This is a genomic window from Mesorhizobium sp. WSM4306, from assembly GCF_007003975.1.
Taxonomy (GTDB): domain Bacteria; phylum Pseudomonadota; class Alphaproteobacteria; order Rhizobiales; family Rhizobiaceae; genus Mesorhizobium.
Genome location: NZ_VFTC01000007.1, coordinates 22,604 through 34,691 on the forward strand (window position 1 = coordinate 22,604; position 12,088 = coordinate 34,691).

The following is a 12,088-nucleotide window of genomic DNA, read 5'->3' on the forward strand; positions in this document are numbered from 1 at the left end:
CTGTTAGCCCAGGAGTGCACTATCTGTGAACAGACGATTCAAGAAGAGCGCTATCCCCAGGCGAGGCAGGAGGTCCGACACGGAAGTCGAAGGACAGGACCCGTGTCACAGCGGTGTCGACCTCGCACCGGTAACTCAGATGGTACCATGTGGTCGCAGTGCGGAACGCGACATCCGGGGCGTCGACAACATTGCCGGCCTTCAGCGGAAGACTTGGTATCAATTCCGGAAAATAGGAGGCGCCCAACAGATGCTGGTCCAATGCGCTGGCGCAAAGTTTCGCGCCCCTTTGATCGCGAGGCACGCCGGACATCGCGGTGGTCGCGAGCGCATCGCCAGTAGCACCTTGTGAATAAAGCTTGCGGACACCCGGAAGGCCTGCGTAAGCCCGGGCAGCGGCAGCGTCCGTGGAGCCTGGCCTCTCGGCCCCTCCGCTTTCAAGTTTTGCGACCTTTGCGGGGCTGGGCTTCGGCGCGTTTTCAGGCCTGGCCTTCGGCGCCTGGGCCGAAGCGGGGAGCTCGATCTCACCGTCGTCGCCAGGGGCACCCAGCGGCGTTGCTGCCGCTGCAGCCTGTTTGTCGGCGTCAGGTGCCGCGGCCTCCTGCTTGTCTGCTGCCGGCTTCTCGTCAATCTTGGTCTGCTCCGTCGGCCCTCCGGCGTCGGGCGCTAAGACGGGTTTACTCTCTGCATCCTTTGGCGCGGCAGTTGGCCTTGGCTCGCCGTCCTTGGCTGGCGACGCCGCGTTGTCTTGAGCGCTGCTCCCATCCAGGGATTTCCTGGGGCCGGTATCCTTGTCTCCGAACTGGAAAACCGGCTTCAGGACATCGACCGGCGGCATCTTCCTTGGCGCAGGCTTTTCAACCTTCTGCTCGGGCGGCTTTTTCGCCTCGGATTGCGGCGGAGGCGGCGTGGGAGCAGGTTTCGGTTTTGGCGGATCGGGCGGCACGAGCGCGACATTGACCGGCTGCTCCTCCTGCGGCTGCTCGGCAGGAATGGGCAGGCCGTAGACCAGGAGCACAGTGATGAGCGCGTGCAGGATCAGCGATGCGGGCAAGGCCCACAGGAAAGTCCGACGCCGCTCGGATGTCTCCGTCTTCATTCCTCACGATGTGGAGCGAAACTGCGGTGGCATCAAGCGTGGTTGCTGGATTGACGCATTTTAGCCGCAGCCCGGTGGTGAGGACGGAACGATCAACGCCTGCGGCCAACGCAGCGAAGTGCTTGCGCGTTTTTCGATCTGTTACAGTCACATCGTGCGAAATCGGCGAGCATCCGCTGAACTTTCGCTCGCAGAACGGAACGCCGCGACGGCTTTGCGTTCGAAGAGTTCGAATTCGTTACCTCGGACGGCGAACGGGTGCGCGGCTTCTTCACCCGCCCTGCTTGCGCCTGACGTCGTCGACTTCGCCATGGACGGTCGCCGTGTCATGTCGGGGCCCGGCGTCACCGGCCGCCCAGGTACCGACCCCGATGCGCGGCACCGAGCGCCCATCCGAAAGCTCCATCACCCGCCTCTATTGTGCTAGCGACGCAGGGTGGCGTGGCGGGCATGCTCGCGGATGTCTTCGCGGGAAATGCCGGCATCTTCCAGCGTGCGCTCCGGAACCCGCCTCAAGCTTGCAAGCGTCTGGCGATAGGCAAGCCAACGAGCGAAACGGCGTCGAAGGTCATAAAGCATGATCGTCTCCCTTGGTGCGCGGAACGCTCCGCGTCTGGGTTACTCGAATGCGCAAAGCGTACCCTCCTAGGCTCATTCGCCGTCGAAAGGATTGTGCTGGCTTTGGGCCGATTGAAGCGATTGTCATTGTATTCCACGCAGGAATTGTTCAACGCTTCCAATGGCTACATACTTGCGCGTGATGCCTCTTCGCGCTACAGCCAAGGTCGCAAGGAGTTTTTCATTTCTGAAAAATGGATATCGACTGGGACGATCTGAGGTTGTTTCTGGACGTTGCGCGGCTGGGTGGCTTGAGCGCGGCGACGACAACCACGCGCCTCAGCGCGGCCACCCTTGGACGGCGCGTCACCGCGCTCGAAAAGCAGATCGGCGAGCCGCTCTTCGTTCGTCAGCAGACCGGCTACCGGCTGACAGCGGTCGGCGAGGACCTGCTGCGGCGCGCCGAAGACGTCGAGGCGGCAATGCGATCGCTGACCCGCTGGCGCGAAGGAAACCTGCCCGACCGCATTGTCCGCGTCTCGGCCGGGCCATGGACCTCAGCCTTCATATCCGCCCATATCGGCGATCTCTGGACGGTCGATGACGGCATAAGGCTGGAACTCGTCACCACCACCGACCGTGTCGACATCGGTCGCCGTGCCGCCGACATCGGCATCCGCAGCGAGCGCCCGACCGAGCGTTGGCTGGCGGGCCGTCAGAGCGGCAAGGTCACCCACGCCATTTACTCTGGACGTCACCTGATCAACGGCGTCGCCGCCGGCTTGTTCGTCGGCGTCACCGGTGAAGGCGCAAACATAGCCTCGGCGCGCTGGCTGCAAGCCCATCACGGCGACCGCATCGCCGTACGTGGTAACGACAGCCATTCGGTACGCGAACTGGTGGCCGCCGGCGCCGGCCTTTCGATCTTCCCGTGCTTCGTCGGTGACAGCGATCCGCGACTGGTTCGCGTCGCCCAGCCGCTGCCCGAACTCGAAACCGACCAATGGGTCGTCACCCATCATGATGAACGTCACTCCCCGCCGGTACGAAAGGTCGCCGAGCGAATCGCCACCTTGATGCGGGCGCACCAGCCGCTGTTTCGCGGCGAGACGCCTATACGGTAGGCCTCATCGTGTCCCCAACGCGCAGTCGACCGCGGCCAGCGCGGCTTCGAATGCCGGCGCGAAGGTGTCGAATCGCACTCCGGGTAAGCGCATATGGTACGTGCGCCACATCTTGTCTTGCCGCAAAGTTCACCCTCTGATTCCCTGCGCCAAGGCTGTAGAAGCTGATTCTTGCTCCTGGCGTGTTCAAACGGCGCGTTCCGGGATGAATCTTTTGTCGATCAATTCCAAGGAGACAAGACGATGAGCACAGCGGCAAGGCCCGTCATCTCTGAAATGCGGCCGAAGATAACCGTTGTCGGCGTCGGCGGTGGTGGCGGCAACGCGGTCAACAACATGATTGCGGAAAATCTGCAGGGGGCGGAATTCATCGTCGCCAACACCGATGCCCAAGCTCTCACCATGTCGAAGGCATCGCGGCTGATCCAGTTGGGATCCCATGTCACGGAAGGCCTGGGCGCCGGGTCCCTGCCCGCGGTCGGCCGTGCGGCCGCCGAGGAATCGATCGACGAGATCAGGGACCACCTTGCGGGAACCCATATGTGCTTCGTGACCGCCGGCATGGGAGGCGGAACTGGAACCGGTGCCGCGCCCGTCATAGCGCACGCTGCGCGCACAGCCGGTATCCTGACCGTGGCGGTCGTCACCAAGCCATTCACCTTCGAAGGAAAACGCCGCATGCAGGCGGCCGAAGAGGGCATCGACCGGCTTCGCGAATGCGCCGATACCGTGATCGTTATTCCCAACCAGAACCTGTTCAGGATCGCCGACGCCAAGACGACTTTCGCGGACGCCTTCGCCATGGCCGATCGCGTCCTTTATTCCGGCGTGGGCTGCATCACCGACCTCATCGTCAAGGAGGGGCTGATCAATCTCGACTTCGCCGATGTGAAATCGGTGATGCGCGACATGGGCCGCGCGATGATGGGTACCGGGGAAGCCACGGGTGAAGACCGCGCCAAGAAGGCCGCCGAAGCGGCTATCGCGAACCCGCTTCTCGACGAAGCCTCGATGATCGGCGCCAAGGGCGTCCTGGTCTCGATCTCGGGTGGCATGGACATGACGCTGTTCGAAGTCGATGAGGCCGCCACCCGCATCCGCGAGGAGGTCGATGCCGACGCCGACATCATCGTCGGCGCGATATTCGACCGGGCACTTGCCGGAAAATTCAGGGTCTCAGTCGTCGCGACAGGATTGCGGCCGGGACTTGAGATGCCACAGTAAGCAAGGTCCGGTTCCTGACCCAACGGCGTTACCGAGGCAAAAGCCGCTGCGCCGAGGCCTATCAGGGGCGAAGGCTGCTGCTCGGACGCGCAAGATGACGTCCTTCATTCCACGCTTCGCTGGTCGGAAAACCCGAACGGGCACGAGGCGTGCTATTCGCTCCGGCGGTGAGCCTGACAACGTCGCTGTCGGCCACCCGGATCAGGTTCCCTCGGTGGATCTCGAACATAAGCTGTCCATCAAAGGAATCCTGAATCCTCTAAATCACGACTGGCCTAGCCAGGTGGCGGGGCAGCCACAGGGTGGACATTTCAGCCCACATGGAAAATGATCATGTTGCCATGCACAACAGGGCTCTGATTTCGACGAGAAGCCTGAGCGTGCAAGCGGATCAACCGACCTCCGGGTCCAGCGAGCGGGGACGCAAATGGACAATGGGCAATTGCATCGCGACGGGGGCGAGCGACCCCGTCGATCGGCCGGCTGGCTTGCCCGCGCCGCCGTGTCGGCGGCATTCCTGCTCGCTATGGCTTTCAGCAGCATTGCGTTTGCGCAGGACCAGCAGCTTCCCGTCGTGACGGCCGCCAAGCCGGTGGTTCGTGAAATCGTCGAAGACGACGAGTTCGTCGGGCGCTTCGAAGCCGTCGACCAGGTCGCCATCCGTTCGCGCGTCAGCGGCTATCTGGACAAGGTCAGCTTCCAGGACGGCGCACTGGTCAACAAGGGTGACCTGCTCTTCACCATCGACCAGCGTCCGTACCAGGCGGCTTATGATGCCGCCAAATCGCAAGTGGACGTCGCCAAGTCACTGCTCGAATTCTCCAAGATGCAGCTGGATCGCGCCGACGAACTCGCCAAGACCGGCAATATCTCAACCGCGACGGTCGACGACCGCCGGCGGGAATACCTTTCGGCGCAGGCGCAGATGCAGGGCGCGACGGCTGCGCTGACGACGGCCAGCCTGAACATGGAATTCACCGAGATCAAGGCGCCCTTGTCCGGCCGCATCGACCGCCGGCTGGTGTCGGTCGGCAACCTGGTGCAGCCGGATTCCACCTTGCTGACGACCATCGTTACGCGCGATCCGATCGACTTCTATTTCGACGTCGATGAGCGCCTGTATTTCAGCTACGCCCGCGACGCGAAGGAGCGCGGCGGCAGCATGCAGGAAGGCGCCGGCGGGCTCGAGGTGGTGGTTCGCGTCGCCGACCGCGCGGAGGCGGTATTCAAAGGCAAGCTCGATTTTGCCGAGAACCGGATCGACAACGCGACCGGTACCATGCGGGTGCGTGCAACGTTTCCCAACGCCGACGGCGTTCTCCAGCCAGGCATGTTCGGGCGCATCAACGTGCCGGGGTCGCTGCCGCATAGCGGCGTGCTGGTGCCCGACGAGGCGATCGGCGCCGATCAGGATCGCCGCATCGTGTTCCTGGTGGATGAGGCCGGGATGGTGTCGGCGAAGCCCGTGCGCACCGGCCCGCTTCTCGACGGCTACCGGGTGATCCGCCAGGGCCTGACCGGCGACGAGACGATCATCGTCAACGGGCTCATGCACGCCAGGCCCGGCACCAAGGTGAAGGTCGAAATGGTGACGTTGCCGCCCAAGGTCGAGACCGCCGGGTTGCAGCAATGAGGTTCGCACATTTCTTCGTCGACCGTCCGATCTTCGCATCGGTCGTTTCGATCGTCCTGCTGATCCTCGGCGGGATTGCTTATACCCAGCTGCCGGTCGCGCAATATCCCGAGATCGCGCCGCCGACCATCGTCGTTCGCGCGCAGTATCCGGGCGCCGACGCCGAGACGGTCGCAGCGACGGTGGCAACGCCGATCGAGCAGGAGATCAACGGCGTCGAGGGCATGCTCTACATGTCGTCCTATTCGTCGGGCGACGGTGCGATGGCGCTGACCATCACCTTCAAGCTGGGCACCGATCTCGACCAGGCGCAGGTGCTGGTGCAGAACCGCGTATCGGTCGCCGAGCCGCGCCTGCCCGAAGAAGTCCGCCGCCTCGGCATCACCACTACCAAGAGCTCGCCCGACCTGATGATGGTCGTGCACATGCTGTCGCCCGACAATACCTACGACCAGCTCTACGTTTCGAACTACGCCCGCTCGCGGGTGCGCGACATACTGCTCAGGTTGGACGGCGTCGGCGACCTCATCATCTTCGGCGAACGCGAATATTCGCTGCGCATCTGGCTCGATCCGGAAAAACTGTCTGCCCTGGGGATGACCTCTGGCGATGTGGTGCAGGCGCTGCGCGACCAGAACGTCCAGGTGTCGGGCGGCTCGATCGGCGCGCCGCCGACCAACACCGGCGCGGCGTTCCAGTACACGGTCACCACGCAGGGCCGCTTCAAAGACGCGCGCGACTTCCGATACGTGATCGTCAAATCGACCGAGGACGGCCGCCTGATCCAGCTGCAGGACGTGGCGCGCATCGAGCTCGGCGCCAAGGATTACGTCACCAACTCCTATCTCAACGGCAAACCGGCGGTGGCGCTCGCCATCTTCCAGCGGCCGGGCACCAACGCGCTCGCCGCGGCCGCGGAGATCCAGGACAAGATGAAGGAGCTTTCCCGCGACTTCCCGAAGGGGTTGAGCTACGACATCGTCTACAATCCGACTGAGTTCGTCGCCGAGTCGATCCAGGAGGTCTACAAGACGATCCTCGAGGCGATGGTGCTGGTCATCATCGTCATCATCGTCTTCCTGCAATCGTGGCGCATGGCGATCGTGCCGATCGTGGCGATCCCCGTGTCGCTGATCGGCACGCTGGCAGTGCTTTACGCCGCCGGCTTCTCGCTCAACATGCTGACGCTGTTCGGCCTCGTTCTGGCGATCGGCATCGTCGTCGACGATGCGATCGTCGTGGTCGAAAACGTCGAGCGCAATATCGCCAGAGGGCTGGCGCCCAATCCGGCGTCGCACCTGACCATGGACGAAGTCGGAACGGCCGTCATCGCGATCTCGCTGGTGCTGATAGCCGTATTCGTACCGACAGCCTTCATCCCCGGCATTTCCGGGCAGTTCTACCTGCAGTTTGCGATCACCATCGCGGTGTCGACAGCGATCTCGGCTTTCAATTCGCTGACGCTTTCGCCCGCGCTGGCCGCACTGCTGTTCAAGCCGCACCACACTGCTGCGGCGCCGCCGCGCTTTTTCCTGGCGCGGTTCGGACAGGCGCTCGCCGACGGCTTCAATCGCGGCTTCGACAGGCTCGCCCATTGGTATTCGAGCATCGTCCGCGTGCTGGTCGGCTCACGAATAGCGATCGCCGCCATGCTGGCCGTTTTCGCGGCCCTCATCTACGCCACGGTCTACATGGTGCAGACGGTGCCGCGCGGTTTCATTCCGTCGCTCGACCAGGGCTATGCGATCGTCGTCGTCCAGTTGCCGGACGGCGCCTCGCTGTCGAGGACCGATGCGGTCATCCAGCAGGCGTCGCAGATCATCCAGAAAACGCCAGGCGTCGACTACGCGGTCGCCTTCGCCGGCTTCTCCGGCGCGACCTTCACCAACGCCAGCAACGCGGGCGTGATCTTCGCCAGATTCAAGCCGTTTGACGAGCGACTGAAAGAAGGCCAGTCGGCGACCCAGGTCATCGGCAATCTGTTCGGCAGCCTGCAAAGCATCAAGGAAGCCTTCATTATCGCACTGCCGCCGCCGCCGATCCGCGGTGTCGGCAATGCCGGCGGCTTCAAGCTGCAGATCCAGGAGCGCAACAGCGCCGACATGCGGCAGATCCTGGCGCTTGCCTACGAAATCGCCGGCAAGGCCAACAAGACGCCGGGGCTGACGGGCGTGTTCACCACCTTCTCCGCGTCGAGCCCGCAATTCTTCCTGGCGATCGATCGCGACAAGGCGCGCATCCTGAACGTGCCGATCCCCAACATCTTCGAGACGCTGTCGATCAATTTGGGCACCGCCTACGTCAACGACTTCAACGCCTTCGGGCGCGTCTACCAGGTGCGGGCGCAGGCCGATCAGACGTTCCGGCTCGATCGGGCCGACATCTTGAAACTGAAGGTGCGCTCGGCGACCGGCGCGCTGGTTCCGCTCGGCACGTTGATCGAGATCCGCGACGTCACCGGCCCGGCACTGGTCCAGCGCTACAACATGTACGTCTCGGTGCCGCTGCAGGGCAACGCCGCGCCCGGCGTTTCCACGGGCGACGCGCTGGCATTGATGGAAAGGATCACGGCAAAGACGCTGCCGGCCGGTACCTCCTATGAATGGACCGAGCTCGCCTATCAGGAGCGCAACACCGGCAATGCCGCTGTCTATATCTTCGCACTGTCGGTGCTGTTCGTGTTCCTGGCACTGGCGGCGCAATATGAAAGCTGGGTGCTGCCATTCGCCATTGTGCTGGTGGTGCCGCTGGGCGTGCTCGCGGCGTTGCTCGGCGTGTCGTTCCGAGGGCTGGACAACAACATCCTCGTGCAGATCGGCCTCATCGTGCTGATCGGACTTGCCGCCAAGAACGCCATCCTGATCGTTGAATTCGCGCGGCAGGCGCAGGAACGCGGCCTGTCGGTCGCCGAGGCTGCCGTCGAAGCCTGCCGGCTCAGGCTGCGACCGATCCTGATGACCGCCTTCGCGTTCATCCTCGGCGTCGTGCCGCTGATGATCGCAACGGGCCCGGGCGCAGAAATGCGCCAGTCGCTCGGCACTGCGGTGTTCTCCGGCATGCTCGGCGTCACCTTCGTCGGCCTGTTCCTGACGCCGGTGTTCTATGTCACGCTCAGATCGCTGTTTTCACGGCGCAAGCCGCGTGCCGAGGCCGAGCCTTCCGGTCTGGCAGAGGCGCCATCGGAGACGGCCGCCGAATAGGGTTACGAATTCGCTGCGTCGGGCGCGGCGCGGCAACGGCTACGATCTGTGCGACCTCGGCGTCGGGGTGCGGCGGAGACCTTGCTCGCCTGCCCTGGTCTGCCTGCTGTGAGCCGCCAATGTCGCTGCCCCGTTGCGGGCTGTCCATAGGCGACGCGAGCGGTGGCGTCTCTGCCGTGTCGGCTCGGATAGGCGATCTGGAAGAGCGCCACATCCAAGAGCCGGCCGCATCTACTCCGCGGCCTGAAACCGATTGACCTGGATGATCGCCCTGATCTCGGCCCGACAGGAGCCGCAATTGGTGCCGGCCTTCAGGGCGCCGCCGATGGCATCGACGGTCGCGCAGCCGGCCGTCACTGCCGCCACGATCTGGTTGGCCCCGACGCCGAAACAGGAACAGACGATCGCACCGGCATCTGGCCGTTCGGCTCCAGCGCGGCCGGCGACGATGCGGAAGCGTTCGCGCTGGCTGGCGTGCACCTCCTCAAGCTGTTGCGCTGCCCAGCCGCGTGATACCGCGACCGGGCCGGGCGCAACGAACAGGGCCCCGGCGAGGTGCTTGTCATCGAAGGCGGCGATACGGTGCTGGCCCGCGTCGCGGTCGTGATAGGCGAGCATTTCGGTTTCCGGCGGCGCGCCGAACAGGGACTGGGCAAAGCCTGTCCAGTTTATCTCCGCCTCGGCGAAAGCGAGTTCGATGCGCCAGCCACCCCTGCAGCGGGCTGCTGCCCAGTAGTCGGCGTCGATCATCTCGGGACGTCGCCGCGTCACGGCGAAGCCAAAAGCTTTTGCGGTGAATTTCTCAAGCCGAACCGCGACGTGTTTCAAGGCGGGCTGACCGGAAACAGGGTCGGTGAGCGACGCGGTCAACGAGTCGAGCCGGCCCTTGGCGGCGAACTGGTCGGTCCAATGCATCGGTGCAAACAGACTGCCACGGCGCTGGCGGGACGTGATCATTGCGCGCACGAGCACCTCGCCGCGCGGGCTGGAGATACGCACGATGTCGGCGTCGCCGATGCCGTAGCGCTGCGCATCCGCCGGGTGAATCTCGACGAAGGGCTCCGCGATGTGCTGGGACAGACGCGGGCTTTTGCCGGTCCGCGTCATGGTGTGCCAGTGGTCGCGGACCCGGCCGGTGTTGAGGATGAGCGGATAGTCCGGATTGGTGCGGCTTTCCGTGGCGGCCCGAATGGCGACGAACCGCGCCTTGCGGTCGGCTGTGTAGAAATTGCCGTCGGCGAAGAAACGGGTGATGGACGGACCAGGTGCGGTCTTCTGGGAGCTCGACGCTGGCCACTGGAAAGGCGCCAGCGCGTGATAGTCTTCTTCATCGACACCTGAATAGGCACCGATATCGAAATCGCGCTCGCCGTTATTCTCGAAGCCCGACAGCGCGGCGTGTTCGGCGAAGATTTTCGCCAGCGACGAATAGGAAAATGCTTCGCCAAAACCGATCCGCTTGCCAACCTCGGCGACAATCCACCAGTCGGGTCGCGCCTCGCCGGGTGCTGGCAGAAAGGAGCGCTGGCGCGAGATCCGGCGCTCTGAATTGGTGACGGTGCCGTCCTTCTCGCCCCAAGCTGTCGCCGGCAGCCGGACATGGGCGTGGCGGATCGTGTCCGTCTTTGCCAGCACGTCCGACACCACGACGAACGGGCAGGCTTTGATCGCGGCTTCGACGGCATCGGCATCCGGCATCGAATCGACCGGGTTGGTGGCCATGATCCACAGCGCCTTGATGCGGCCGTCAGCCACCGCCTTGAACATATCGACCGCCTTCAGGCCGGGCTTTTCGGCGATGTCAGGCGAATTCCAGAAACGCTGCACGCGCTCACGATGCTCGGGGTTCTCGATCTCCATGTGAGCGGCGAGCATGTTGGCCAAGCCGCCGACTTCACGACCGCCCATGGCGTTGGGCTGGCCGGTCACCGAAAACGGCCCTGCCCCGGGTTTGCCGATCCGGCCAGTGGCGAGATGGCAGTTGATGATGGCATTGACCTTGTCGGTGCCCGACGAAGACTGATTGACGCCCTGGCTGTAGACGGTGACGGTCCTCGCGGTTGCGGTGAACAGGCTGTAGAAACGGACGATCTCATCCTCGCTGAGGTCGGTTGCGGCTGCGACACCGGCAAGGTCGAGTTTCGAGGCGGCAAAAAGGGCCTGGCCGAAACCCGCGGTGTGCGCAGAGATGTAGCCGCGGTCGACCGCGTTGTGCTGGCCGAGATAAGCGAGCAGCCCCGTGAACAAAGCAACGTCGCCATCCGGCGCGATCGCCAGATGCATGTCGGCGATGTCAGCGGTCATGGTACGCCGCGGGTCGACCAGCACGACCTTCATGTCGGGCCGCTTTTCCCGCACTGCTGCGATGCGCTGGTAGAGAACGGGATGGCACCAGGCGAGGTTGGAGCCGACCAGCACGATCAAGTCGGCGAGCTCGAGATCCTCATAGGTGCCTGGCACGGTGTCGGAGCCGAAGGCGCGTCGGTGGCCGGCCACCGACGAGGCCATGCAGAGGCGGGAATTAGTGTCAATGTTGGCCGAACCGACAAACCCTTTCATCAGCTTGTTGGCGACATAGTAATCTTCGGTCAGCAATTGTCCGGAAACATAGAAGGCGACCGAGTCCGGACCGTGCTCGGCGATGGTCCGCGAAAAGGTCGCGGCGACGCGGTCGAGCGCTTCGTCCCAGCCGGCGCGGCGCCCGTCGATTTCGGGGTGGAGCAGCCTGCCGTCGAGGTCGATGGTTTCGGCCAGGGCCGAGCCCTTGGAGCAAAGCCGGCCGAAATTGGCAGGATGGTCGGGATCGCCGCGGACCGACACTTGCCCGTCCGCGGCGACCTTCGCCAGCACGCCGCAACCCACCCCGCAATAGGGGCAGGTGGTCCTCACCTCGCGCGCTGCGTCGATTTCCATGTTTCAGGCCGCGCGGCTGGCCAGCGCTTCCAGCGCGATGAACAGACGCTCGCCGTCGATTTTCACCGGGATGGTGCGCACCGCGCCTTCGTCGGCGCCGAGCGCCTTGCCGGTTTCGAGCGAAATCACCCAATTGTGCAAGGGACAGGTCACCGCCGTGCCATGGACAATGCCTTGGCTCAGCGGTCCGCCTCTGTGCGGGCAGTGGTCGTCGATTGCATAGACCTGATCGTCCTGGGTGCGGAACACGGCAACCTTGCCTTCCGGCGTGGCGACGCAGCGCGCCCCACGGCGCGGAATGTCCGAGAGCGAGCCAATCGATATCCAGTTCATCTCC

General features: G+C 64.0%; 8 protein-coding genes. 4 read left to right on the forward strand and 4 right to left on the reverse strand.

Going from position 1 to position 12,088, the window contains the following annotated elements:
- Window positions 1–19 precede the first annotated feature (19 nt).
- Both FJV77_RS10840 and FJV77_RS10845 read right to left on the reverse strand, forming a co-directional pair.
- A complete protein-coding gene (locus FJV77_RS10840; RefSeq protein ID WP_142866805.1) occupies window positions 20–1,099 on the reverse strand; it encodes a DUF930 domain-containing protein in 1,080 nt (359 codons plus the stop codon).
- 423 nt (window positions 1,100–1,522) lie between these two features.
- The gene (locus FJV77_RS10845) at window positions 1,523–1,678 is read right to left on the reverse strand and encodes a DUF1127 domain-containing protein (protein ID WP_142866806.1); all 156 of its coding nucleotides are present in this window, start codon (window positions 1,676–1,678) and stop codon (window positions 1,523–1,525) included.
- Window positions 1,679–1,911: 233 nt separating this feature from the next.
- Here FJV77_RS10845 and FJV77_RS10850 point away from each other — a divergent pair, with 233 nt between their 5' ends.
- The 4 genes from FJV77_RS10850 (at window position 1,912) to FJV77_RS10865 (ending at window position 8,838) form a co-directional block, all read left to right on the forward strand.
- A complete protein-coding gene (locus FJV77_RS10850) occupies window positions 1,912–2,781 on the forward strand; it encodes a LysR family transcriptional regulator (protein WP_142866807.1) in 870 nt (289 codons plus the stop codon).
- A gap of 243 nt (window positions 2,782–3,024) precedes the next feature.
- Window positions 3,025–4,005, forward strand: coding sequence for a cell division protein FtsZ (ftsZ, locus tag FJV77_RS10855; protein WP_142866808.1), 981 nt, complete (start codon window positions 3,025–3,027; stop codon window positions 4,003–4,005).
- 526 nt (window positions 4,006–4,531) lie between these two features.
- The gene (locus FJV77_RS10860) at window positions 4,532–5,638 is read left to right on the forward strand and encodes an efflux RND transporter periplasmic adaptor subunit (RefSeq protein WP_185970279.1); all 1,107 of its coding nucleotides are present in this window, start codon (window positions 4,532–4,534) and stop codon (window positions 5,636–5,638) included.
- On the forward strand, window positions 5,635–8,838 hold the full coding sequence (locus FJV77_RS10865; protein WP_142866810.1) for a multidrug efflux RND transporter permease subunit: 3,204 nt from the start codon (window positions 5,635–5,637) through the stop codon (window positions 8,836–8,838). The genes FJV77_RS10860 and FJV77_RS10865 overlap by 4 nt, the downstream gene beginning before the upstream one ends.
- A gap of 231 nt (window positions 8,839–9,069) precedes the next feature.
- Here FJV77_RS10865 and FJV77_RS10870 read toward each other — a convergent pair whose 3' ends face one another.
- Window positions 9,070–11,751 carry a nitrate reductase gene (locus FJV77_RS10870; RefSeq protein WP_142866811.1) on the reverse strand — a complete coding sequence of 894 codons (2,682 nt, stop codon included), beginning with the start codon at window positions 11,749–11,751 and terminating at the stop codon, window positions 9,070–9,072.
- A gap of 3 nt (window positions 11,752–11,754) precedes the next feature.
- On the reverse strand, window positions 11,755–12,084 hold the full coding sequence (nirD, locus tag FJV77_RS10875) for a nitrite reductase small subunit NirD (protein ID WP_142866812.1): 330 nt from the start codon (window positions 12,082–12,084) through the stop codon (window positions 11,755–11,757).
- Window positions 12,085–12,088 lie beyond the last annotated feature (4 nt).

What these genes read in the sequence shown, in the direction of transcription:
- FJV77_RS10850 (WP_142866807.1), top strand. Translation starts at nt 1,912, where the DNA reads ATGGATATCGACTGGGACGATCTGAGGTTGTTTCTGGACGTTGCGCGG.
- FJV77_RS10845 (WP_142866806.1), bottom strand. Translation starts at nt 1,678, where the DNA reads ATGCTTTATGACCTTCGACGCCGTTTCGCTCGTTGGCTTGCCTATCGC.
- ftsZ (WP_142866808.1), top strand. Translation starts at nt 3,025, where the DNA reads ATGAGCACAGCGGCAAGGCCCGTCATCTCTGAAATGCGGCCGAAGATA.
- FJV77_RS10865 (WP_142866810.1), top strand. Translation starts at nt 5,635, where the DNA reads ATGAGGTTCGCACATTTCTTCGTCGACCGTCCGATCTTCGCATCGGTC.
- nirD (WP_142866812.1), bottom strand. Translation starts at nt 12,084, where the DNA reads ATGAACTGGATATCGATTGGCTCGCTCTCGGACATTCCGCGCCGTGGG.
- FJV77_RS10870 (WP_142866811.1), bottom strand. Translation starts at nt 11,751, where the DNA reads ATGGAAATCGACGCAGCGCGCGAGGTGAGGACCACCTGCCCCTATTGC.
- FJV77_RS10840 (WP_142866805.1), bottom strand. Translation starts at nt 1,099, where the DNA reads ATGAAGACGGAGACATCCGAGCGGCGTCGGACTTTCCTGTGGGCCTTG.
- FJV77_RS10860 (WP_185970279.1), top strand. Translation starts at nt 4,532, where the DNA reads ATGGCTTTCAGCAGCATTGCGTTTGCGCAGGACCAGCAGCTTCCCGTC.